The following is a 23,169-nucleotide window of genomic DNA, read 5'->3' on the forward strand; positions in this document are numbered from 1 at the left end:
TCACCGCGCGAAGACCTCGTCGACCGGCGTAATGTGCACGTCGCCTTCCGCGAGTCCCAGCTGCTGCGCGCCGATCACGGTGTCCTCGGCCAGCAACTCGGCGGGTTTTGGCGCATCGTAGCTGAGCGTCGTCGGCTCATTGGAGAGCAGCGACTCGCGAAGCGACCTGGCATCCGGCGCGATCATCACCACCTCGAGATCGCGTGCCGAGAGGTGGCGGCGGATGGCGGCATTGACCGCCGCTGCGTCGAGGCTGCGCAGTCTCTCGCGCATGTCGCTCGTAAAATCGCCGGTCCGATGCCAGCGGGCATCGAGCGCATAGCCGAGGCGGTGGTCCTGGGTGGCGGTCAACAGCGGCACACTCTTCGTTAAATAGTCGCGCGTTGATACGAATTGATCGTTCGTGAGTCCCTCGGCGATCAGGCGGCGGAGTTCATGGAGCGCGATCTTGAGCGTCATGACCGCCGTCTCCGGCGGCACCGGCCGGATCCAGATCTCGAACAACTGATGATGGCGCGGGCGGTTGGCATCGGGGAAGAACTGGAACATGCCGCCCGGGAACGCTTCGATGTACGCGTAGTCGCCGTAGTTGAGGCCGCGGATCTCGCGGATGCGCTGATAGAGGTGCGACACCGAGGACCGGTGCTCGCCTAACCACGTTCGGGCGAGCCACAGCGCCGCAAAGTCGGGGTGCGCCCGCGTGACCGCGATCGGGTGGCCGAGGGAGATGGCGATGGCGCGCGTTTCCTTCTGTATGATCTCGACGTGCATACCCGAGCGTCTCGCCACATTGGCGGCGGGCGCGGGCGCGGGCGCGCCGGCCGGCAGCGTCGCGACCGCCGTGCGAACGCGCGACAGCAGCGCCGGCGGCACGTCGCCGGCGGCGCCGATGGTGAGCGCCGACTGGACGTAGTGCCGGCTGATGAACGCCTGCACATCTTCGAGCGTGATGGCGGCGAGCCCCGCCTCCGTGCCCAACACCGGGTGCGCCAGGCGCGTGCCCGCGAAGACGTTCCACTGCAGTCGTTCTTTGCCCAACTCTTCTTCGTTGTTCGAGCGCAGGTCCTGCACGAGCGCGTTCCGTTGGGCATCGCGCAGGCGGGCGAAATCCTCCTCGCGCAGCCCCGGGGCGGTGAGCAGCGGCAGCACGAGGTCGGCGAAGGGGCGCCACGTTTCGCGGTGGACGCGCGCCGTGAAGGTCGTCACTTCCTTGTCCACCTGCGCGGTGAATGTGGCCGCCATCGGAAACAGCGCCTCGCGCACATCCTCGGCTCGCCGCTCTCGCGAGCCGCCCTCGGCGATCATCGATGCGGCAAGGGCAGCCAGCCCTTCCTTGCCTTCGGGATCGTGTGCGGATCCGACGCCGAACATCAACTTGACGTCGAGCGATGGATGCGGCGTCGCTTGCGTGAGGATGTCCAACGGCTTGCGGCGCGGCCGTGCCGTCGCGCGCTCGATCGACGGCGGATGCGCGATCGCGTCCGGCAGCGACTGATGGGAGAGCGTCGTCAGGACGAGCGACGCATCGGTGAACACCGCGCGAGCCGCCTCGCGCACGTCGCTCGGTGTGACCAGCGAGTACGTGGCGAACAGATCTTCGAGCGTCTGCGTCGTGCGCGCATAGTGGGCGAACCGCGCCAGCGTCGCGGCGATGGTTTCCGTGTCGTCCAGCTCGCGCACGAAGCCGTAGCGCTGATGCGCTTTGGCGTCTGCCACTCGTTTCGCGGTCACCTGCATCTCGCGCGCGCTGCGCACCGTATCGAGGATCGCATCGCGCACCGGTACCGCATCGCTCTGCTGCTTGACGCGCGCGGCAATGATGATAAGGCCGGGATCGACGTTGCCAGGATTGTAGGCAAAGAGCGTGTCGACCACCTGCTCATCGTCGACGAGCCGGCGGTACAGCGCCGAGGTGCGGCCGAACCAGAGGTCGACCATGAGATCGGTGGCCGCGAATGCGCGGCTCGTCGCGTCGAACGCGGGCGCGCGGAATGCGGTGGTGACCCACGGCAGGGTCGGCGTGTCCCACGGCACGTGCGCGTACACCGGGCCGGAGGGCGCCGGGTCGCGCGGCACGTCGGCATGATAGCTGCCGCGCGGCCAGGCGCCCCAGTAGCGTTCGACTAACGGAAGCACGTCGCTCGCCGTCACGTCGCCGGCGACGAGGATCGTCGTGTATTCGGGCCGATACCACCGGTCGAAGAACAGCCTCGAGTAGTCGAACTGGTTGGGCATGTCCTCGATGTCGCGCAGGAAGCCCATCGTGGTGTGCTTGTAGGTGTGCGTGGTGTACGCGTGGTCGCGCATCACCTCGAACAACTTTTCGGTGGGATCGGCGCTGTTCTTGTTGTATTCGCCTAACACCGCCCGCGCTTCAGTCTTGAAGTCCTCTTCGGGATAGCGCAGGCGCTGGAACCGGTCGCCTTCGATCTCGAGCACGCGCGCCAGATCGTCGCGCGAGAACGTCGTGTGGTAGTTCGTGTAGTCGTCGGTGGTGTACGCGTTGGACCGGGCGCCCGCGCGCGTGAGCACTTCCTGATAGCGCGCCGGAGGATACGCCTCGGTGCCGCGGAACATCATGTGTTCGAAGAAATGTGCGAAGCCCGTCTTCCCGGGCTCGACTTCGTTGCGCGAGCCCGCTTGCACGGGTATCTGCACGGACACGACGTCTGGCAGGCCGGTCGGCACGACGATCACGCGAAGATCGTTCGCGAGGGTGTGCTCCGAAATCGGGAAGGTGAGGAGCTTGTTCGGCATGTCCGTAGGATAAGCGCGGGCCCCATGGCGTGCGAGTAACGGCCCAGGTCCAATCGGCCTCGAGGTGATGACGTCACCTCGGAACCGGCACGACCGTCTTGGTCAATCACCGTCACCAAGATACGGATCGTCTATCCGTTAGGCCACGCCCCGCCGCCACGCAGCACGATCGCTTTCATTCTCCGCCCTTGGCCGCCCCTCGCAGAACGTCTTACCTTGCAGCCGAGGAGTCCGGCCTTGTCCGTCCTTGTCCGCGCCGTGTCCGCCTTTATTCCGTCGTTGTCCGTCGTTGTCCACGCCGTGTCCGCCTTTATTCCGTCGTTGTCGTCGTTGTCCACGCCGTGTCCGCCTTTATCCCTTGTGGGCGCCACCGCGAATCGCTATTTCCTCCGCGTATGTTCACCATCGATCTCACGGGCCGGCGCGCACTGGTCGCAGGCGTGGCCGACGACGGCGGCTACGGCTTCGCGATCGCGAAGGCGCTCGCGGAATGCGGCGCAACCGTTGTCGTCGGCACGTGGCCGCCCGCGCTCAACATCTTCAACAATCTCCTGGAGCGCGGCAAGATGGATGCGTCGCGCCGCTTGTCGAGCGGCGCAATGATGGACTTCGAGCGCATCTATCCGCTCGACGCCGCGTTCGACACGATGGCCGATGTCCCCGACGACATCCGGACCAACAAGCGGTACGCGAACGCCGGCGACTTCACCATTGCCGGCCTGGCCGCGCGCCTCGTGTCGGATTTCGGCGAACGGCCGATCGACATCGTCATCCACTCGCTTGCTAACGGGCCCGAGGTGAAGAAGGCGTTGATGGACACGAGTCGCGCCGGATACCTCACGGCGGTGGGCGTGAGCGCGTATTCCATGGTCGCGTTCGTCCAGCGCTTGGGTCCGCTCCTGCGGCCGCACGGCTCGTTTCTCTCGCTCACGTATTTGGCGAGCGAGCGCGTGATTCCGGGCTACGGCGGCGGCATGTCCTCGGCGAAGGCGGCGCTGGAGAGCGACACGCGCGTGCTGTCCTACGAAGCGGGACGCAGGTTCGGCGCGCGCGTGAACTGCATCTCGGCGGGCCCGCTCGCGTCGCGCGCGGCGAGCGCCATCGGCATCATCGAGAAGATGGTCGATTACGCGTCGGCCAATGCGCCGCTCACGGAGCCGCTCACGCCCGCGGAGGTCGGGGCGACGGCGGCGTTTCTGTCGAGCGGGCATGCGAGCGGTATCACCGGCGCGGTGGTGTACGTGGACAAGGGCTACCACGCGATGGGCATGGCGACGCGTGCCGAGCCGCCTAACGCCTAACGGAGGACGCCAACCCGGCGACCTCGCGCACGAAGTCGGCCATGTCCTCGCGCGTCGTGCGGAATCCGATCGGACAGATGCGCAGCGACAGCGCGCCGCGGATGCGCGTGCTCGAGATGAAGAACCGTCCGCCCGCATTCACGGCGGCGTTGATGCGCTCGTTGAGCGCGTCGAGCGCCGCCGCGTCGTCCGTGCCGGCAGGATGCGCCCGGAAGCACAGGATGCCTAACGTCGCCGGCGCGAGCACTTCCAGGTCCCGCTCGCGGCGCACGAGGGCTTCCGCGTGCGCGGCGAGCGACAGGCTGTACGAGATCGCCGCCCGCAGCGCGTCGGTGCCGAAGTAGCTCACGCTCAGCCACACTTTGAGCGCGCGCGCATAGCGCGTCAGCTGCTCGCCGTAGTCGGCAAAGTTGATCTCGTCGCCATCGCTTTCGGCATCCTTCAAATAGTCGGGATAGATCCGGAACGCGGCCTTGAGCCGCGTGGGCTCCCGCGCCATCACGCATCCGCACTCGAACGGGACGTAGAGCCATTTGTGCGGGTCGAGCGTCACCGAGTCGGCGCGCTCGATCCCCGCGAGCGCTCGGCGGCCGTCGTCGGCGAGAACGGAGAACCCGCCGTACGCCGCGTCGACGTGCAGCCAGATGCCTTCGCGCGCCGCGAGGTCGGCCAGCGGCCCCAGGGGATCCACGGCGCCGGTGTTGGTCGTGCCGCCGTTGGCCACGATCATGAGCGGGATGAGACCCTGCGCCCGATCCCGGGCAATGGCGTCGGCCAGCCGATCCACCGGCAGGCGAAATGCGGCGTCGCAGGTGATGAGGCGCACGTTAGGACGGGGCACGCCGGCCACCCAGGCGGCGCGGATGGCCGACGAATGCGTCTGGTCCGAGGCGTACACGGTGAGCCGCGCGATGCGGGACCCATCGTCGCCCACCACGGCGTGGCGCGCGGCGATCATCGCGGTGAGATTGGCCGCCGATCCGCCGGTCGTCAGCAGCCCGCCCGCCCCGTTAGGCATGCCGAGCCAGGTGCGGAACCATTCGAGGACCAGGACTTCGATCTGGTTGGGGCCCGCCGCCACCGGCCAGACGCCGGCGAAGAAGTTGTAGCCGGTGGCGAGCCAGTCGCCTAACGCTGCCGGAAACGTGGGGCAGCTCGGGACGTACGCGATGAATCCCGGGTGCGGTTCCCGCGCCGCGTGCGCGAAGACGCGCTCGCGCAAGAATGCGAGCAGCGCGTCGATGTCCGAACCCGCCGCGGGCGGCGGCGCCGCGATCAGCCGCTCGGTCGCCCGCCGCGGCAGCGTGTCCAACACACGCTGCGTGCGCAGCGTCGACAGATGCTCGGCGATGGTGTCCGTGACGCGATAGCCGAGTCGCCGCATGGTGTCGGCGTCGAGATCGAGCGGGGAGCGCGGATACGTTCCTGTCGGTGCGTCTGGCATTGGGTGTGAGTGCGTTCGACGAAAGAAAGTGATGGGGTCGCTGGCCCGGTTCTCGCCGGCGACACTACCTTATACGCGATACCACCGGCCGGTTCCAGTCATGAGCTCGCCCTCACCATTGTCTGTCGACGTCACGCCGATCCAATCCGCGGCCCGGGTGCCTATGCCCATCCGGATGCTGTCGTTCACGCGCGGACTGTGGCGGATCGCATCCGCTGGCGCGTCGGCCGGCAATCGCGTGGAGCTGCTGCGCGACGGCGGGCAGGCGTTCGAATCGATGCTCGCGGCGATTGCCGACGCGCGCGACAGCGTGGCGCTGGAATGTTATCTGGTGCGCGCCGATTCCGTCGGCAACCGGTTTGCCGACGCGCTGATCGCCGCGGCGAAGCGCGGCGTGCGCGTGCGCATGGTGGCCGATTGGGTGGGAAGCCGCGGGGCAGGGCGTGCGTACTGGAAGCGGCTGCGCGATGCCGATGTGCACGTGCGCATGTTCAATCCGCCCGGGATTCGTACCTGGTTAGGCTTCCTGCCGCGCGACCACCGCAAGCTTCTGGTCACCGACGACGCCATCGGCATCACCGGCGGCTTCGGGCTGAGCGAAGTATGGTCCGGCATCATGCGCCGGCATCGCACGGCGCCGTGGCGCGACACGGCGGTCCGGATCGAAGGACCCGCGGCGGTGGACATGTCGCGTGCGTTCCAGGTGATGTGGCGGCGGGCCAATTTCGAGCAGCGCCCCCGCCGCTGGCGTCGCCGGCAGCTCGTGCGCCCGGCGCGCGGCGCCGATACCGATCCGCAGACGGCACGGGGAGCGGTGGTGGGCATCGTCGAGGGTGAGCCGTGGCGATTGCGCGTGGCGCGCGCGCTGCAGCTGCAAGCCGCCTCGGCCGAGAAGTTCATCTGGATCGCGAGCGCCTACTTCTATCCGTCGGCGGCCGAGCTGGAGGCGTTGGCCGGCGCGGCGCAGGACGGCGTGGATGTTCGCTTGCTGGTGCCGAGCAAGTACGACCACCCATGGGTCCGTCGCCTCACGCGACGCGTGTACCATCGCTTGCTGCGCAACGGCGTGCGCATCTGGGAGTGGAACGGCGCGATGATGCACGCCAAGACGAGTGTGGTCGACGGCCACTGGGTCCGCGTCGGGTCGACCGACTTCAACCCGCTCGGCATCGCGATCAACTACGAGCTCGACGCGCTCATCGAGGATGCTGCGTTAGGCGAAGCGGCGGTCGAGATGTACCTGGCCGACCTGGCGTCATCCACCGAAATCCGGTGGCGGGGACGCGCCGACCGTTAGCGACGCTAATGTTGCGTCCCGTAAAACGTCCCGACGTTCTCTTCCAGCAGCGCGTAGGTGGAGTCCCCGTCGCCGTTACCAGAGCACGCGCTGCCTGCCACCGCCGGACTCGCGTCACGGCGGACCCAGAACTTGATCTTCACGCGCCCCCGCAACGGGAGCGGCGGCACACGATTCGCGACGACGCAGGCGTCGTCCGCCAGCTGCGTCAACGTCGTGTCGAACGCCAGGCGACCCTGGGCATCCGAGGTCAGCCTCGCCACCGTGTAGACGGCCTGATCCGTGGAGAGTTCGAGTTGGTAGCGCTTCGATGGCACGAGCCCCGCAGCGCGCAGTTGTAGCGCGAGCGACGGCGCACGCGCCTTGAACCACACCGAGCCGCTCGCGCCGCCGCGCGAAGGAGGGACCACGTTGAACGCGCTGTCCTTGGTCGCGATGGCGATCCGCGTCACGCCGTTCTTGTCCGACGACGAGGCGTGCCGCGTCAGCAAGCCTTTCGGTCCGTAGAGGAACATGGCAACCACGATCGTGACGACTGCCGGCACCACCGCACGCCCCACCACCGATGCCCACCCGGTGGGGCGCGAACGGACGGGCGCCGGCACGTCGTTGCTCATCGGATCTCTCATGCTGGCCGCCCTCGTATTGCGGGTGCATGGGTTAGGCAAGGCCAACCTCTGGCTCGACGAAGCGAACTCATGGTACGTTGCCCACCTGCCGTGGCCCAACCTCTGGGCGAACCTCCGCGCCAGTCCGCTGGGCCCGCTCTATTTCGTTGCGCTCAAACTGTGGATCGACGTGGCCGGCGCGTCCGAAGCCGCGCTCCGCGCGCCATCGCTCATCGCGAGCATCGCACTCATTCCGCTCGTCTATGCGTTGGGCCTGCGCACGGTGTCCCGCCGCGCCGCGTGCATTGGCGCCGCGCTCGCGGCGCTCTCGCCGCTCGATCTCTACTTCGCGCAGGAAGCGCGCATGTACATGCCGCTCGCGTTGGTCGCTGCCGGCGTCATGCTCGCCTATCTCGTGTGGCGCGACGACGTCGTGTCCGCGCACGACATCCCGCCGCGCCGCGCCCTCGGCGCGCTCGCCGCCTACGCGATCCTCTCCATGGCGATGCTCGGCACCAACGTCGTGTCGGGCCCGCTGCTCGTCGCCATCAACCTCGATGCGCTGCTGGTCATCGGGCGCGAGATCCCGCTCTCGCGCCGGCGCCGCGCGTTCGCGCAGTGGGCCGGTGCCAACGGCGCGATCGTCGTCGCTGCGTTGGGCATCGTGGCGTTCGCCGCGCCGCACGCCGCCGCATCCAGCCAGGCCTGGCGCGGTGCGTTGGGCATCGTCGGCGCCGCGCAAGCGTTGCTGCAATACCCCGTGACCGCCATCCACGGCGTGTACTTCTATTCCGATGAATTGGTGCGCGCGTTCTCCGACGTCCGCTACACGCCGAGCCGCGACTCGATTCGGCGATTCCTGTCGCTGTTGCTTGCCCAACCGGTGATCGTGGCCGTCGTCGTGGTCGCCGTGGCGCGCGTGTGGCGCCAGGCCTACCGCGCTCGGGCGCGAGCGCTCACGCTCGCGGTGCTCATCCCCGTCATCCTTGGTGCGGTCATTTCGATACATCGGCAAGTCGACCTCTCGCGCTATTTCCTGTATTCCACCTCGTTCCTGTTTTTGTTGCTTGGCGCCGGGCTCGCCCGCTTGTCTCGACGCGCCTGCGCATTCGCGCTCGCCTGCATCGCCGCCGCGATCTGCCTCGGCTCGTGGCGCACCTACGCCGTCGAATCGCGTGACAGCGATTACCGATCCATCGCGCACGACTTGCTCGCCCGGCAGCATCAGGCGGCCGCGGTCGTCGTGCAACCCTCGGAGATGTACGAGCCGCTCTCGTACTACCTGCACGGCCGTCTCGATCTCCCCATCCGCCGCGCTGCCCAACGCGCGCCACTCGCGCCGGTGATCGCCGGCGCCGGCGCCGCACCCGTGTTCGTCGTCATCGATTACCGCTCGCCGCTCTATGGGTCGTCTCCCGATTCTCTCGCGTCCGCGTTAGGGGATTGCGTGAAGAGCGATGTGTACGATGCGGCGAGCGGAGCAGGAGTCCGCTTGGTGCTCGCCGTGCCCGCCGCCGCGTGCGGCGACGTCTCGACCGACACGACTCCCACCCGGCCGTAGAACGCTCCGGGTGACGGTCGGTGCGCTACGTGCCGCTGAACTGGAAGTTGTGAAGCTCCGAAAGCGCGGCGCCGAAATCTCCATCGCCATTGCCGGAGCACGCGACGCTCGACCCGCTGCTGCCGGTCACCGAACCGCCGGTCTCGCCGCCCCGGCGTGGCGCGCCGTCGTTCTTCACGACCACGCCGATCACGTGATGCCCCGCCAACGCGATGCTCGGGTGCTGGCTCCCGCCCATGCACACCTGGTCCATGAACGCGAATAACCGGCCTGATGCAATGAGCGCGCCGGTAGAATCCGCCCGCGAGCTCGCGACGTCGAAGGACTGACCGTCCACCGACAGCTGTACGCGATACGCGCGCCCACTCGTTAGGCCGCTGGCGCGCATGCGCCAGTCGAACGTCGGGCCCGAGGACACGAACCAGAACATCCCGGTCGGGTCGCCGGGTTGCGGCGCGACCGGACTGAGCTGTGCATCCTTCTGCACCAACGGAAGGGAATCGAGTCCCACCGTTCCCGCCGGCAAGACCGCCGGACCCGGCCGCTGACTCGTGTACGCGGCGGGCAGCGTCATGTCGCCGCGGTCGCAATGGAGCAGGAGCGCCATGAGCACGAGCGGCAGCAGCGTCGTCACCGGTCGGACGACGCGTGCGACGTCGGACCGACCCGCGTTAGCCGCCGCCGCGGGCAGCTGCTGCGACATCGCGGTTTCGTCTATCACCACCTGCGGCGTCGTCGAGGCCAGTTTCACTCGGCTGATGTTCATGACGTGCGCCACCGAATAACCGCCGACGAGCAAGTAGCCCGTGGCGAAGAGCAGCAGGAACGGCAGCGCGCCCCATTCACCCACGTACAGCGCGTACAGAAATGCCGTTGCCGTGTATATACCCAGTGCCAGCTCGAACAGCGTGCTGTTGGTGAACGAGCTCCGATAGCGCTTGCGGCGCGCCGCCTGTGACTGGCCGGTGTTCAGATTGTACTTGGGTGTACGCAGAAACGGCGTGCGCTTGCCCAAAAATCCCTCGATCGCCGCCTGCGCGTTGTAGACGCTCAGTCCGATCGACGCGGCGAGGAACAGGGGGAAGCACGCCATGCGGCGGCGCCAATCGACGCGAATCTCCTTGATCGCCGCCGCGTAATAACTGAACGTCCCGCCTAACGAAATCAGAAAGTACGCCGAGATCGCCCAGGAGAGCTTCACCCGATCCTTGTGTGCGATGAACATTACGATCGGATTCAGGATGCCCACCACCAGCAGAAACGGATACACGGAGTTGCCGAGCAGGTGCGCCGTGCCCTGGAGCTTCTGCCACAACGGGATCGCTGCCCGCCACAACGGAAGAAACAATTTGCGCGCCGTCTCCTGGGAGCCTTTCGTCCAACGGTACTGCTGCGTCTTGAGCGCGTGCATGTCGGGCGGCAGCTCCGACGGACACGGCAGCGCCGGGAGATATTGGATGCGCCATCCCGCCAGTTGGGCGCGATAGCTGAGGTCGAGATCTTCGGTGAGCGTGTCGTGCTGCCAGCCGCCCGCATCACGGATCGCGCGGGTGCGCAGCACGCCGGCGGTGCCGTTGAACGTGAGGAACAGCCCGCCGCGGTCGCGCGCCGGCTGTTCGATCACGAACTGTCCGCTCAGTCCTAACGCAGTCACCCGCGTGAGGAGCGAGTAATCTTCGTTCAGGTAGTCCCACCGTGCCTGCACGACGCCGACGTTCGGGTCGCTGAAGTACGGAACGGTATTGCGGAGGAAATCGCGCGGGATGACGAAATCGGCATCGAACACCGCGACGAGCTCTCCCATCGCGCGCTCGAGTCCGTATTCCAGCGCGCCGGCCTTGTAGCCCGTGCGATCTTCGCGGTGCAGGTGCTCGATCTGAAACCCTTTCGCGCGATACTGCCGTACCAGGCGCCGCGTCAGCGTCAGCGTCTCGTCCGTCGAATCATCGAGCACCTGCACCTGGAGCAAGTGGCGCGGGTAGTCGAGCGCGCATGCCGACCGGATCAATCGTTCGGCGACGAACAGCTCGTTGTACACCGGCAGTTGCACGGTGACACGCGGCATCGGCGTCGGCTCCGGCGGGCGCGCGCGGGGATGGCCGCGATACCGCCGGAACAACGAGATCATCACATAGCGATTGAGACTGAAGAGCGACAGCACGAACAGCGCCGCCGCATATGTCCCGATGATTATCCACTCTATCTGTGTCCGCATCGATGACGGGTGCGAGATCGGTGCATGGATGCGCGACGACGCTCTGCGCGACGGCGCGTGGTTCCTCCGTCGGAGTCAGCTCCGGCCTCACTTCGGCGAGGCATGCAGCTGTGTGCTCATCGCGGAGAGGCGGGACGGCCAAAGGGCAATGGGCATGCCCGATGGAGCATCGTCCGTCAGAGCACGCGATGTCGCGCGCGGATGTTAGAACCGCTTAGGAAATGGCCGCGTTGACCGGAACATGCGCTCGAATCACGATCGTTTGTCCGCATCGAAATCCAGTGTCCTGATGACCGATTTCTCGATAGTTTTTCCTTATGAAACGCGGATTCTTCATCGTTGCGGAGCTCACCGGGCCGTCACGCGACGCGGTGCTCGAGGTGCAACGATGGGCGGATCCGAAACTCGCCAAGGACACCACACCGCACATCACGCTCGTCGGATCTTCAGGCGTCGGCCCGATTCCCGCCGACACACCGCTCGACCAGTTGCGCGACGAGCTCACGACTGCAGCCGCGCAGACGCTGCCGCTCACGCTGCAATTCGGGCGTCCCATGCGCTTCATGCAGACGGACATCGTGGTGCTGCCGCTCGATCCGCACGGCGCGCTGCGCGCGCTGCACGAGCGCATCGCGGGTCGGCGTTTGCGCTTCGAGCGCGCGCGCTTTGCGTTTTCGCCCCATTGCACGCTCAGCTTCTTCACGACGTTGACGGCCGCGGGCGAACGCCGGCTCTTGCGCGTGCGCGTGGATGAGCCGGTCACAATTGACCGGGTGCAGTGCTACCTCACCGTCGAGCCCGTTGGCGGGCGCCGCATCCTCGACATTCCGCTCGGCGGCGCGGCGTAAGGCGCGCGCCGCGCCGGCGCATCACCTCGTCATTTTTTCTTTACATGCGACATCCCGTGTTCGACCTGCTCGAGCAGGACATGGAGCGCGACGCTGCGCTCCCATTTGTCGATCTCGCGGCGCGTTACTTCCTGCGCACGCGCGACGGCACGGATCCCGTCTCGACGGCGCTCGGCTCCGCCGAGATCGCCCCGCGCTTCGACGAACCGCTCCCGGAGAGCGGCCATCCACTCAATGAAGTGGCGCGTCGCGTCGAGCTCGACGTCATGAATGCGATGAACCAGCTGGCGCATCCCATGTGTATGGGGCATCAGGTGTCGGCGCCGCTGCCGATTGCCGTCTGGATGGAACCGGTGATCGCGGCTATGAATCAATCGGTGGCGGTCGCCGAGATGTCGCCGAGCGCGACGGTGCTCGAGACGCAGCTGATCAGGTGGATGGCCGGTCTCATCGGATGGCACGCGGGCGCGGGCGGCACGCTGACGTCGGGCGGGACGGAGGCGACGTTCACGGCGCTGCTGGCCGCGCGCGCGCGGGCGTTGCCTAACGCGTGGGAGCACGGCGTGTCGGCCGCCGACGGGCCGCTGCCGGTGGTGGTGTGCGGCGAGCACGCGCACTACGCCGTCACGCGCGCGGTGGCGCAGTTAGGCCTCGGGCTCGACCGCGCGATCGCCATCCCGTCGCGCGATTGGCGCATGGACGTGGAGGCGCTCACCGTTCGGTTGCAGGCGCTGGCCGCGGAGGGCGTGCCGGTGATGGCGGTGGTCGCCACGGCGGGCAGCACGGCGACCGGCTCGTTCGACGATCTCGACGCGATCGGCGCACTGTGCGAGGCGCACGGGGTCTGGTTCCACGTCGACGCGGCGCACGGCGCGTCGGCGCTGCTCTCGTCCACGCATCGGGACCGTATGCGCGGCGTCGCGCGCGCGCGATCGGTGGCGTGGGATGCGCACAAGATGATGCTGCTGCCGCTCTCGGCCGGCATGCTCCTGGTGCGCGACGAGCGCGACCTGGATGGCGCGTTCGCCCAACGCGCGCCGTATCTCTTTCACGGCGACGAAGACGGCCGGGTGTGGGACCAGGGCACGCGCAGCTTTCAGTGCTCCCGCCGCGCCGATGCGCTCAAGGTGTGGGCGGCGCTCGAGCGCTACGGCGCTTCCGGGTTAGGCGCGATCTACGATCACCTGTGCGGCGTCGCGCGCGAGCTCTACGGCGCGATCTCCGTGCATAGCCGGTTCGTCGCGCTGCACGAGCCCGAGTCGAACATCCTCTGCTTCCGATGGGTGGGCGCGGCCGGCGAAGACGCCGCCGCCGTGGACGAGTTCAACCGCGTCCTGCGCGAGCGCTACAACCGCAGCGGCCGCGGCTGGATCACGACCACGGTGTTAGGCGGCCGCCGCGTGCTGCGTGTGACGGTGATGAATCCGCGCACGTCGCGCGGCCATATCGTCGCGCTGCTGGACGGGCTGTCCGAGGAAGCCACATCGATGCAGCGAGAAGCACGTTCAGGCGTCGCAGCTGGTGGTCAACAAGTGTAGAACGTTGAGATCCGGCGCTGGCATCTACGCTCATGAAGACGCGGACACGGCACGGACACAACGGACACGGCACGGTGAAAAAAGGCAACGAGAGGCGTCGACCAATCCGGTTCGAGGCGCCTGGCGGGTCTCTTCGCTCATGATTGAAAGACAACAACAGTGAAGCAGGAAGGCGGATGACGAACGGCGTTCCCTCGGGGTCGGCGTCACGTTGTTGGTGGTTGTGTTGTGCTCTTCATAAAAAAACGCCTCGGTTATCCGTTAGGCAACGTCGCCACCGCCGCGCAGCATGGTGTCTTTCATTATCGCTTTGTTATCCTTTAAACCATGACCGAAGTAGACCCGCCAGGCGCCTCGAACAGGATTGGTCGACGCCTCTTATTCAGTTTTTCCCGTGTCGTGTCCCATGTGTCCGTGCTGTGTCCGCGTCTTCATGAGCGTAGATGCCTACTCCGAATCTTCCCCTGCCTCTGAACTCGGAGGCCCCGCCGCGATCTCACGCCCGGACGCCCTACGCCACGAATTAAGGCAGATCACTCGCTTGAATACCGGACGCTCGCCAAACTGCAGCAGGAGTCCGATCTCGAGCTTGGTAGCTCGGAGATAGTTGAACAGCTGCGCACTTCCGATCTCCGGCCGCAACGTGGTCGACTTCACTTCGATGATGAGTCGGCCATCGACAAGCATGTCGAGGCGCTGATCCGCCAACGGTTCGCCCTTGTAGAGCACCGTCACGCCAACTTCGCGCAGTACCTGATGGCCCTTGGCCACGAGCTCACGATGCAGCGCGGCCTTGTAGATGTGTTCGAGAAAGCCGTGACCAAGCGTGTCATACACTTCGAGGAACGCGCCGATCACCGAACCGGTGAGCTGCTTTTCGACAAGACTGGTCGAACTCATGGCTCAGACGATAGTCGAAAAGCAACGGGCTCCAGCAGCATTTCATGCAGCTGGAGCCCGAACATCCCCGCCGGCTCGGCTCGCGCGCAGGCGAAGGCCCTCTCGGTTTTGTGTCCGCGTCTTCAGTAGCGGAACGTCGATGGCTCTCTGCGCGGACGACTACAACGCCCGTTTGATTGCGCCCTCGAGATCCTGGTCGCCGCCTAACCCGGTGTACACCACCTTCCCGGCTTTGTTGATCACCACGACGTACGACGTCGCGGGCACGTTGTACGCGCTCACCGCGTTCCCGTCCGTGTCGTAAACCATCGCCTGGGTGTAGTGGTACTTCTGCGCGTACAGCTTCACGCGCTCGGGCGACTGATTTACCGAGACGGCGACGTCCACGAACGTCACCTTCGGAGAATATTTCTTGACCATGTCGAGGAACTTGGGCTCGAGCTCCTTACAGTTGCTGCACCACGTCGCCCAGAACTCGAGCACCACCGGCGATTTGCCGATGTATTGATCGAGATTCACGCTCTTGCCGTCGAGCGTGTGCACCACCGCGCCGGGAGCCGCGGCGCCAACGGGCACCCCGATCTCGTCCTGCGCAGCGAGCGCCGGCGCCGCGGCCATGGCCACGCACGCCACGAGCATTGCCACCCGGGTCCACATCATATCAACAGTTGCCCCATCTTGATAAGATAATACTCGGCCGCGCCGAGCATGATGATCGCGAACGCCTTTTTCACCCACATCATCCACGAGCCCGCCCGCGGCAGCCGCGACAGCGTTCCGGCGGAGACGCCCACCGCCACCAACAGCGTGCTCATGCCTAACGAAAAGACGAACAGATAGAGAAAGCCTAACACGGCGCTGTGCGTCGTCGACACCCACGTCAGCACCGCCGCCATCACCGGCGCCGAGCACGGCGCCGCCACCAGCCCCGACGCCGCCCCCATCGCGAACGTCCCCGCGAATTGCCCGCCCCGTCCCGCCGCCGACGCCCGCTGCACGAATCCCTGCGGCACCCGCACCGGAATCACGTCCACCATCGCCAACGCCGCGATGATCAGCAAGTTCGCCATCCCAAAATACAACCACGGGTTCGTGCTCACTGTCCCGAACAGCGTCCCGCTCAGCCCGGCGAACAATCCCAGCCCCGCGTACACCAGCGCCAACCCCAGCACGTAGCTCAACGTCAGCGTCAGCGGCCGCCATCGGGATGCCGCCGCCGCCGTCGACTGCCCGCCGACCAACGACGCGGTGATCGGAATCATCGGATAGATGCACGGAGTCAGGCTGGTGAGCACCCCCCCGAGGAACACCAACGGCACCGCAACCACGGGCCGCGACGAGAGCATTGCCGAGATGTCGGGCGAGAGCATGGCCACACAGTACATACTCCACCACGATCCGCGGAAGTTCCCACGCGAAGAACGCCCTGCCTTGCGCGCACGCTGATACGGGGAGAAGGTTTCACGAGCGGGCCGTCCGCCGTGGAGACCCGTCAGCATCCATTTCACACTCTGTCATCGCATGGCGGCGCCGCGTTCGTCTTCACCCTCACCTCGCCCCGCACGCACTTCGCCACAGGCGCGCTCGCGCCGCACTCCCGCCGGCGCCAACCCACCGCCCCGCAAGCCGCCGCACATCGCCATCGAGTGCGTGTCGCCGTCGCTCGATGATGCGCGTTGGGCAGTCAAACGCATCCTCGGCGATTCGTTCGAGGTGAGCGCCGACATCTTCAAAGATGGTCACGACGTCCTCTCGGCGCGCGTACGCTTCAAGCCGCCCGGCCTCGCCGAGTGGCGCACGGCGCCGATGGTCTTCGACTACGACTCTGATCGCTGGACGGGAGGCTTTCCGCTCGATGCCATCGGCGGCTGGAGCTTCACGGTCGACGCGTGGACCGATCGCTTCGCGACCTGGCGCGCCCAACTGGAGAAGAAGATCGATGCGGGACAGGATGTCTCGCTCGACCTGCTCGAGGGCGCGCAGCTGGTGGACACGGCAACGCACCGTGTGCGCTTTGGCGACACGCGGCGCGAGCTGGCGCAGTGGTCGGCGCGGCTGCGCGATGCGTCGAGCGCGTGGCGCGAGCGCGCACGCGAAGGACTCGGCCTCGAGCTCTTGGCGCTCATGGAGCAGCACCTGGCGCCCGACGACCTCACGTCGTACGACCGCGAGCTGCGCGTGTGGGTGGACCGCGAGCGGGCGCGCTTCGCCGCCTGGTACGAGATGTTTCCGCGCTCGCAGAGCGGCGATGCGTCGCGGCATGGCACCTTTGCCGACGCCGCGCGTGCGCTGGCGCGCATCGCCGAGTTAGGCTTCGACGTCGTCTACCTGCCGCCCATCCATCCGGTGGGTGTGACGCAGCGGAAGGGGCGCAACAACGCGCTCGCGGCGTCGCCCGATGATCCCGGCAGCCCGTGGGCCATCGGCGGCCCCGCCGGTGGCCACACGGCCATCGAGCCGCGGTTAGGCACGATCGATGACTTCGACCGGTTCGTCGTCGTCGCCCATCGGTTAGGCATGGAGGTCGCGCTCGACTACGCGCTCCAATGCTCGCCCGACCACCCCTGGCTGCGCGAGCACCCCGACTGGTTCTTTGCCCGCCCCGACGGCACGCTCAAGTACGCCGAGAACCCGCCGAAAAAATACGAGGACATCTATCCGCTCGACTTCTGGTGCGACGATCGCGACAACCTCTGGAATGCCTGCCGCGACATTCTGCTGTTCTGGATCTCTCATGGCGTGAATACGTTCCGCGTCGACAACCCGCACACCAAGCCGTTCGCCTTCTGGCAGTGGCTCATCGACGACATCCACGCCCGACACCCCGACGTGATCTTTCTTTCCGAGGCCTTCACCCGCCCCAAGCGCATGAAGCACCTCGCCAAACTCGGCTTCACACAGTCGTACACGTACTTCACGTGGCGGACCACGTCGTACGAGCTGCGCGAATATCTCGAGGAGCTCACGCAGCGGCCGGCGCGCGAATACCTGCGGCCCAACTTCTTCGCCAACACGCCGGACATCCTGCACGAGTACCTGCAACTCGGCGGACGCGCGGCGTTCCGCGTCCGGTTGCTGCTCGCCGCCACGCTGTCGCCGCTTTACGGCATTTACAGCGGATTCGAGCTCGCCGAAAACGTGCCGCTCAGGCCGGGCAGCGAAGAGTACCTCGACTCGGAGAAGTACGAGCTCAAGGCGCGCGATTGGGCGTCGCCGGCGAGCCTCGACCTCGACATCGTGCGCGTCAATCGCCTGCGCCGCGAGAACCGCGCGCTGCAGCGGGCCACGAATCTGACCTTCCACCACTCGGACAACGATCGGATCCTCTTCTACCACAAGACGGCCGGCGATCTCGGCGCGCCTAACGATCTGCTCATCGCCGTCAACCTCGACCCGCTGCGCGCCCAGGACACGGTGGTCGAGGTCCCGCTCGACGCCCTCGGCGTGGGCCCCGATGCGACGTACGTCGTCGAAGATCTCCTCACCGGCGTGCGCTACACCTGGCGCGGCGCCCGCAACTACGTTCGCCTCGACCCGCGCAACGAACCCGGACACGTCTTCCTCGTGCGGCGTTAGGCGGACCACCAACTCGCTACTATGAGCTCGCTCTGGTACAAGGACGCCGTCATCTATCAGATCCACATCAAGTCGTTTCGCGACAGCAACCGCGATGGCTACGGCGACATCCCCGGACTGATCGAGAAGCTCGACTACATCGAATCGTTAGGCGTCAACTGCCTCTGGCTGCTGCCGTTCTATCCCTCGCCGCTGCGCGACGACGGATACGACATCGCGGAGTACGAAGCCATCCACCCGCACTACGGCGCCCTGGCGGACTTTCAGCGGCTGCTCGAGGAAGCACACGCCCGCGGCATCCGCATCATCACGGAGTTGGTCATCAACCACACGTCGGACCAGCACCCCTGGTTCCAGCGCGCGCGCCTCGCTCCCAAAGACTCGGCCGAGCGGGCGTTCTATGTGTGGAGCGACGATCCCACGCGGTACGGCGACGCGCGCATCATTTTCACCGACACCGAGAAGTCCAACTGGGCATGGGACCCGGTCGCCGGCCAGTTCTACTGGCACCGCTTCTTCAGCCACCAGCCCGACCTCAATTTCGACAACCCCGCCGTCGTCGAAGCGGTGAAAGATGTGATGCGGTTCTGGTTTCGCATGGGCGTGGACGGCATGCGACTCGACGCCATCCCGTACCTGGTCGAACGGGATGGCACCAACTGCGAAAACCTTCCCGCCACGCACGCGGTGCTCAAGGAGCTGCGCCGTACCCTCGACGAGGAGTTCGACGGGCGGATCTTTCTCGCGGAGGCAAACCAGTGGCCGAGCGATGTGATCCCGTACTTCGGCGACAGCGACGAATGCCACATGGCGTTCCACTTCCCGCTCATGCCGCGCATGTACATGGCGCTGCGCCAGGAAGACCGCAGCCCGATCATCGAAATTCTCGCGCAGACGCCGGCGCTGCCTAACGATTGCCAGTGGGCCATCTTCCTGCGCAATCACGATGAGCTCACGCTCGAGATGGTCACCGATCTGGAGCGCGACTACATGTACCGCGAGTACGCGCGCGATCCGCGAATGCGCATCAACATCGGTATCCGCCGCCGCCTCGCGCCCCTGCTCGACAACGGTCGCCGCCAGATCGAATTGATGAATGCCCTCCTCATGACCATGCCCGGCACGCCGATCATCTATTACGGCGACGAGATCGGCATGGGCGACAACATCTATCTGGGCGATCGCAACGGCGTGCGCACGCCAATGCAGTGGACGCCGGGATGGAACGCGGGCTTTTCCGAGGGCGACCAACAGGCCCTGTACTATCCGCTCATCGTCGATCCGCCCTACGGATACCAGGCGATCAACGTCGCATCGGAAGAGCGCACGCAGACGTCGCTGCTGCGCTGGATGCGGCGGATCATCAAAGTGCGCAAACAGTATCACGCATTCGGGCGCGGCAAGTTCGAGATGCTGCTGCCGGAGAACCGGCGCGTGCTGACGTATCTGCGGCGTCACGAAGACCAGGTGATCCTCTGCGTGAACAACCTGTCGCGCTTCGTCCAGCCGGTGGAGATCAACCTGCAGCGATGGAAAGGGTGGACGCCGCTCGAGCTCATCGGCACCGTGCGGTTCCCGGTGATCGGCGACCAGCCGTACTTTCTGTCGTTAGGCCCGCACACGTTCTACTGGTTTCTGCTCGTCGCGCCACAGCCGGACGGCGCGGGGTCGTGACCGCGCCTGCGCCGGTGCTCCGCGTGCACGGCAGCGTGACCGATGCGCTCGACTCCGCCGTGCTGCGCGCGCTGGCGCCGCACGATCTCGCCGGCTGGCTCGTGACGCGCCGGTGGTCGGGCGCCAAAGGACGGCCGCCGACGGACGCGCGCATCACCGAAGTCATCCCCGTGCGGTGGGGCGACGAACGCGCCGTCGTGACCCGCATCGTGACCACGCACGCGAGCAGTGCCAACCAGAGTTATCAACTGCCGCTCGTGGCGCGCGCCGGCGACCCCGCGGACGACCGCACGGCCGCTGCGGTCGTCGCGCGCATCGCGGCCGACGATGGGCCCGGGATGCTCGTCGACGCGATCGAGGACGCGGGCTTTCGCCGGCTGCTCGGCGCTGCGTTAGGCGAAGGGGCGGTGTTCGAGGGCGACGGCGCGCGCTGGACCGTCGAGCCCGTGGGCGCGCCGGCGCGCGGACTCGATGCCCTTCCCACGGAGGTGAGCCGCGCCGAGCAGAGCAACAGCTCGGTGCGCTTCGGCCAGCGGGCCATGCTCAAGCTGTTCCGGCGCCTCGAGCACGGCGAGAACCCCGACGTCGAGATCGGCACGTTCCTCACGACGCGCACCCATTTCCAGCACACGCCGGCAGTGTTAGGCGTGGTCCGGTACCGCGACTCCGCCGGCGCGAGCTACGTCACCGGCATGCTGTCGCGCTTCGTGGTCGGCGCCCGCGACGGATGGGCGATCGCCCTCGACGCGGCGCGCGCGGCCCTGCGCGGCGACGGCGCGCCCGATGCGTTTGCCGGTGAAGCCGGTCGCATCGGCACGGTGACGTGCGAGCTGCACGACGCGCTCGCGTCGTCGCCCGATACGCCGGGCTTCCGCAACGACCCCGTTGCGTTAGGCGATGTCGAGGACTGGGAACGCGCGGCCACCCGCACCGTGGAAGATGCGATGGCCCTCCTCGCCGATCGCGCGGCGACGCTGCCCACCGCCCACCGCGCCATGGCCCGCGCCATCGCCGGCCGCCGCGCCGCGGCGCTCGAGCGCCTCCAGGCGGTGTCGGCGGAAGTGCGGAACATCCTCGATGCACCCAACGCGAGACTCCGCAAGACGCGCCACCACGGCGACTACCACCTCGGCCAGTTGCTGCGCGGCGAGAAAGGCGTGTGGTTCGTCGTCGATTTCGAGGGAGAGCCGTCGCGGCCGCTGGCCGAGCGCCGTGGAATGAGCAGCCCGCTGCGCGACGTCGCCGGCATGCTGCGGTCGTTCGCCTACGCCGCCGCAACCGCGGCCGCCGAGCACGGTGGGTTAGGCATCGACGCCAAGACGGAAATCGCCGCTGCGCACTGGGAACGCGAGATGCGCGCGGCGTTTCTCTCCGGATACGGCGCCACGTCCGACCACCCGCTCGTGACGCTCTTCGAGATGGAAAAGCTGTTCTACGAATTGCGCTATGAGCTCAATAACCGACCGGAGTGGGTCTGGATACCGCTCCGGGGCATCGCGAGGTTGTTTTGAACATTCAGCGGCGGAATCCGTGCGCGTGGGAACTATGCATACTGATCAATCCGACTTGAATGCTCCGCTGCTGAGCCCGCGTGCGGCCGCGTCCGGCGCTTCCTGGGCCCTCGACCGCGGCGCATCCGTTCGGCGCGCCGGTACGGCCTTCCGTGTGTGGGCGCCGTTCGCACCAACCGTGGACGTGGTCGCGTCCAATCGCCGATTCCCCCTCGAGCCGGCAGGCGGCGGCATCTTCGAGGGCGTCGTCGCGAACCTGGCCGCCGGCGATGACTATGCGTATTCGCTCGGCGGCGGTCCGCCATGGCCCGATCCCGTGAGTCGGCACCAACCCCATGGGGTGCGCGGACCGTCGCGCATCGTCGATCCGCGCGCGTTCGAATGGCACGACGCCCGGTGGACCGGGCGCGCCGGGTCGGAGTACGTCATCTACGAAATGCACGTCGGCACGTTCACGCACGCCGGTACCTTCGACGCGGCCATCGAGCCCCTCGCCCCGCTGGCAGAGTTAGGCATCACCGCGGTCGAGCTCATGCCGGTTGCGCAGTTTCCGGGGACGCGCAACTGGGGCTACGATGGCGTGCACCTCTTTGCGCCGCAGAACAGCTACGGCGGCCCGGACGGGTTGCGGCGGTTCGTCGACGCGGCCCACGCGCTCGGCCTCGCCGTCGTGCTCGACGTCGTCTACAACCACATCGGACCGGAGGGGTCGCCGCTCCACGAGTTCGGGCCGTACATCTCGACCGTACATCGTTCTCCATGGGGGGCATCGTTCGACCTCGACGGCCCGTCGCCATCGCACGCCGACGTGCGGCGCTACGTGATCGACAACGCGCTCTACTGGATCGTCGAATACCACATCGATGCCTTGCGGCTCGATGCCGTGCCGGCGATCCGCGACGACAGCACGCCGCACATCGTCCAGGAGATCGCGGCTGCCGTGCACGCCGAGTCGTCAGTGCTCGGCCGGCGCGTGCAGGTGATCGCCGAGAACGACGTGATGGACCCGCGCCTCGTGCGGCCGGTCACGTTAGGCGGGCTCGGCCTCGACGCGCAGTGGAGCGACGACTTCCAGCGCGGCGCGCACGTCGCGCTGACGGGCGAACGCACCGCGTGGTATCGCGGCGTGCGCGGCGCCGCCGACGTTGCCGCCGCGCTCGAGCGATGCTCCACCCAGCGATCGCCGCGCGGTGCATCGAGCGCGCCGGCCGCCGACGTGCCGCCCGACCGCTTCATCTTCTATGTGCAGAACCACGACCAGGTGGGCAACCGCGCGCGCGGCGAACGGCTTGCCGCGCTCGTGTCGCCCGAGCGGCGCGCCACGGCAACGGCGCTGCTGCTGTTGTCGCCGTACATTCCGTTAGTCTTCATGGGCGAGGAATACGGCGAGACGCGCCCGTTCCTGTATTTCGTGAGCCACGAGAGCGACGCGCTCTGTGCGTCCGTCCGCCAGGGCCGGCTGCGCGAAATTGTCGAGCGCGGCGAGTCCGTCGATGTGCCGCCGCCCGATCCAGCCGATCCGATGACGTTCGAGCGATCGCGTCTCGATCGCGCGGGCGCCGGCGCCACGTCGCGCATGGCGCTCGCGCTGTTCCGCGACCTCCTCGCCATCCGGCGCGAAGAGCGCGCGCTCCAACCCGGCCGCGCGGCACTGACGGCCGCCGTCGCTCCGGATGGCGCGTGGCTCACCGTCGAGTTGCGCCCAACGGACGGCCACGCCCACACGCTCTTCGCCGCGTACAACTTCTCGGACACCGACCACCTCGTCCCCGTCCCGACGCCGCCCTCCGGGCGATTGTGGCGGCTCCGGTTCTCCACCCGCAACGCACGCTACGGCGGGCCGAGCGACACGCCGCGCCTAACGAAGCGGATGGACGGGGCCCCGCGCGTCCGCGTGCTCCCCGAAAGCGCCGCGCTCTATCGCCTCGAGGAACGCTGA

General features: G+C 67.1%; 16 protein-coding genes. 9 read left to right on the plus strand and 7 right to left on the minus strand.

Going from position 1 to position 23,169, the window contains the following annotated elements; genetic code table 11:
- The gene (locus tag VFW04_03250) at window positions 1–2,757 is read right to left on the minus strand and encodes an insulinase family protein (protein ID HEX5178324.1); all 2,757 of its coding nucleotides are present in this window, start codon (window positions 2,755–2,757) and stop codon (window positions 1–3) included.
- Between the two features lie 395 nt (window positions 2,758–3,152).
- Between VFW04_03250 and VFW04_03255 the strand changes: the two genes are divergently transcribed.
- Window positions 3,153–4,058 (plus strand): enoyl-[acyl-carrier-protein] reductase, encoded by a 906-nt coding sequence (locus VFW04_03255; protein ID HEX5178325.1) that lies wholly within the window; start codon window positions 3,153–3,155, stop codon window positions 4,056–4,058.
- On the opposite strand, the gene VFW04_03260 is transcribed toward VFW04_03255, so the two are convergent.
- Entirely contained in the window at window positions 4,048–5,502 is a 1,455-nt protein-coding gene (locus tag VFW04_03260; protein HEX5178326.1) for an aminotransferase class I/II-fold pyridoxal phosphate-dependent enzyme, read from the minus strand. The genes VFW04_03255 and VFW04_03260 overlap by 11 nt on opposite strands.
- A gap of 163 nt (window positions 5,503–5,665) precedes the next feature.
- Between VFW04_03260 and VFW04_03265 the strand changes: the two genes are divergently transcribed.
- Window positions 5,666–6,799 carry a phosphatidylserine/phosphatidylglycerophosphate/cardiolipin synthase family protein gene (locus tag VFW04_03265; protein HEX5178327.1) on the plus strand — a complete coding sequence of 378 codons (1,134 nt, stop codon included), beginning with the start codon at window positions 5,666–5,668 and terminating at the stop codon, window positions 6,797–6,799.
- Window positions 6,800–6,804: 5 nt separating this feature from the next.
- On the opposite strand, the gene VFW04_03270 is transcribed toward VFW04_03265, so the two are convergent.
- The gene (locus tag VFW04_03270) at window positions 6,805–7,428 is read right to left on the minus strand and encodes a hypothetical protein (GenBank protein HEX5178328.1); all 624 of its coding nucleotides are present in this window, start codon (window positions 7,426–7,428) and stop codon (window positions 6,805–6,807) included.
- Between VFW04_03270 and VFW04_03275 the strand changes: the two genes are divergently transcribed.
- Window positions 7,427–8,968, plus strand: coding sequence for a hypothetical protein (locus VFW04_03275; GenBank protein HEX5178329.1), 1,542 nt, complete (start codon window positions 7,427–7,429; stop codon window positions 8,966–8,968). The genes VFW04_03270 and VFW04_03275 overlap by 2 nt on opposite strands.
- 25 nt (window positions 8,969–8,993) lie before the next feature.
- Here the strand turns inward: VFW04_03275 and VFW04_03280 are convergent, their stop codons facing one another.
- Window positions 8,994–11,183 (minus strand): glycosyltransferase, encoded by a 2,190-nt coding sequence (locus VFW04_03280; GenBank protein HEX5178330.1) that lies wholly within the window; start codon window positions 11,181–11,183, stop codon window positions 8,994–8,996.
- 317 nt (window positions 11,184–11,500) lie between these two features.
- On the opposite strand from VFW04_03280, the gene VFW04_03285 reads away from it, so the two are divergent.
- Both VFW04_03285 and VFW04_03290 read left to right on the plus strand, forming a co-directional pair.
- A complete protein-coding gene (locus VFW04_03285) occupies window positions 11,501–12,031 on the plus strand; it encodes a 2'-5' RNA ligase family protein (protein HEX5178331.1) in 531 nt (176 codons plus the stop codon).
- 44 nt (window positions 12,032–12,075) lie between these two features.
- Window positions 12,076–13,569, plus strand: a complete 1,494-nt coding sequence (locus tag VFW04_03290; GenBank protein ID HEX5178332.1) for a pyridoxal-dependent decarboxylase — start codon at window positions 12,076–12,078, stop codon at window positions 13,567–13,569.
- Between the two features lie 447 nt (window positions 13,570–14,016).
- Here VFW04_03290 and VFW04_03295 read toward each other — a convergent pair whose 3' ends face one another.
- The 3 genes from VFW04_03295 to VFW04_03305 all read right to left on the minus strand — a co-directional run bounded on the left by VFW04_03295 (window position 14,017) and on the right by VFW04_03305 (window position 15,839).
- A complete protein-coding gene (locus VFW04_03295) occupies window positions 14,017–14,469 on the minus strand; it encodes a GxxExxY protein (GenBank protein HEX5178333.1) in 453 nt (150 codons plus the stop codon).
- A gap of 159 nt (window positions 14,470–14,628) precedes the next feature.
- The gene (locus VFW04_03300) at window positions 14,629–15,129 is read right to left on the minus strand and encodes a TlpA disulfide reductase family protein (GenBank protein ID HEX5178334.1); all 501 of its coding nucleotides are present in this window, start codon (window positions 15,127–15,129) and stop codon (window positions 14,629–14,631) included.
- Window positions 15,126–15,839, minus strand: coding sequence for a cytochrome c biogenesis protein CcdA (locus tag VFW04_03305; GenBank protein ID HEX5178335.1), 714 nt, complete (start codon window positions 15,837–15,839; stop codon window positions 15,126–15,128). Before VFW04_03305 ends, VFW04_03300 begins: the two co-directional genes overlap by 4 nt.
- 151 nt (window positions 15,840–15,990) lie before the next feature.
- Here VFW04_03305 and VFW04_03310 point away from each other — a divergent pair, with 151 nt between their 5' ends.
- Genes VFW04_03310 through treZ form a run of 4 tightly spaced genes read left to right on the plus strand, consistent with a single transcriptional unit; the run spans window position 15,991 to window position 23,169 of the window.
- On the plus strand, window positions 15,991–18,045 hold the full coding sequence (locus tag VFW04_03310; protein ID HEX5178336.1) for an alpha-1,4-glucan--maltose-1-phosphate maltosyltransferase: 2,055 nt from the start codon (window positions 15,991–15,993) through the stop codon (window positions 18,043–18,045).
- A gap of 21 nt (window positions 18,046–18,066) precedes the next feature.
- A complete protein-coding gene (gene treS / locus VFW04_03315) occupies window positions 18,067–19,719 on the plus strand; it encodes a maltose alpha-D-glucosyltransferase (protein ID HEX5178337.1) in 1,653 nt (550 codons plus the stop codon).
- Window positions 19,716–21,230, plus strand: coding sequence for a hypothetical protein (locus tag VFW04_03320; GenBank protein ID HEX5178338.1), 1,515 nt, complete (start codon window positions 19,716–19,718; stop codon window positions 21,228–21,230). Before treS ends, VFW04_03320 begins: the two co-directional genes overlap by 4 nt.
- Before the next feature lie 55 nt (window positions 21,231–21,285).
- Window positions 21,286–23,169 carry a malto-oligosyltrehalose trehalohydrolase gene (gene treZ, locus VFW04_03325; GenBank protein HEX5178339.1) on the plus strand — a complete coding sequence of 628 codons (1,884 nt, stop codon included), beginning with the start codon at window positions 21,286–21,288 and terminating at the stop codon, window positions 23,167–23,169.

Source organism: Gemmatimonadaceae bacterium (assembly GCA_036273715.1).
Taxonomy (GTDB): domain Bacteria; phylum Gemmatimonadota; class Gemmatimonadetes; order Gemmatimonadales; family Gemmatimonadaceae; genus JADGGM01.

What these genes read in the sequence shown, in the direction of transcription:
- VFW04_03250 (HEX5178324.1), bottom strand. Translation starts at nt 2,757, where the DNA reads ATGCCGAACAAGCTCCTCACCTTCCCGATTTCGGAGCACACCCTCGCG.
- VFW04_03255 (HEX5178325.1), top strand. Translation starts at nt 3,153, where the DNA reads ATGTTCACCATCGATCTCACGGGCCGGCGCGCACTGGTCGCAGGCGTG.
- VFW04_03260 (HEX5178326.1), bottom strand. Translation starts at nt 5,502, where the DNA reads ATGCCAGACGCACCGACAGGAACGTATCCGCGCTCCCCGCTCGATCTC.
- VFW04_03265 (HEX5178327.1), top strand. Translation starts at nt 5,666, where the DNA reads ATGCCCATCCGGATGCTGTCGTTCACGCGCGGACTGTGGCGGATCGCA.
- VFW04_03275 (HEX5178329.1), top strand. Translation starts at nt 7,427, where the DNA reads ATGCTGGCCGCCCTCGTATTGCGGGTGCATGGGTTAGGCAAGGCCAAC.
- VFW04_03270 (HEX5178328.1), bottom strand. Translation starts at nt 7,428, where the DNA reads ATGAGAGATCCGATGAGCAACGACGTGCCGGCGCCCGTCCGTTCGCGC.
- VFW04_03280 (HEX5178330.1), bottom strand. Translation starts at nt 11,183, where the DNA reads ATGCGGACACAGATAGAGTGGATAATCATCGGGACATATGCGGCGGCG.
- VFW04_03285 (HEX5178331.1), top strand. Translation starts at nt 11,501, where the DNA reads ATGAAACGCGGATTCTTCATCGTTGCGGAGCTCACCGGGCCGTCACGC.
- VFW04_03290 (HEX5178332.1), top strand. Translation starts at nt 12,076, where the DNA reads ATGCGACATCCCGTGTTCGACCTGCTCGAGCAGGACATGGAGCGCGAC.
- VFW04_03295 (HEX5178333.1), bottom strand. Translation starts at nt 14,469, where the DNA reads ATGAGTTCGACCAGTCTTGTCGAAAAGCAGCTCACCGGTTCGGTGATC.
- VFW04_03300 (HEX5178334.1), bottom strand. Translation starts at nt 15,129, where the DNA reads ATGATGTGGACCCGGGTGGCAATGCTCGTGGCGTGCGTGGCCATGGCC.
- VFW04_03305 (HEX5178335.1), bottom strand. Translation starts at nt 15,839, where the DNA reads ATGCTCTCGCCCGACATCTCGGCAATGCTCTCGTCGCGGCCCGTGGTT.
- VFW04_03310 (HEX5178336.1), top strand. Translation starts at nt 15,991, where the DNA reads ATGGCGGCGCCGCGTTCGTCTTCACCCTCACCTCGCCCCGCACGCACT.
- treS (HEX5178337.1), top strand. Translation starts at nt 18,067, where the DNA reads ATGAGCTCGCTCTGGTACAAGGACGCCGTCATCTATCAGATCCACATC.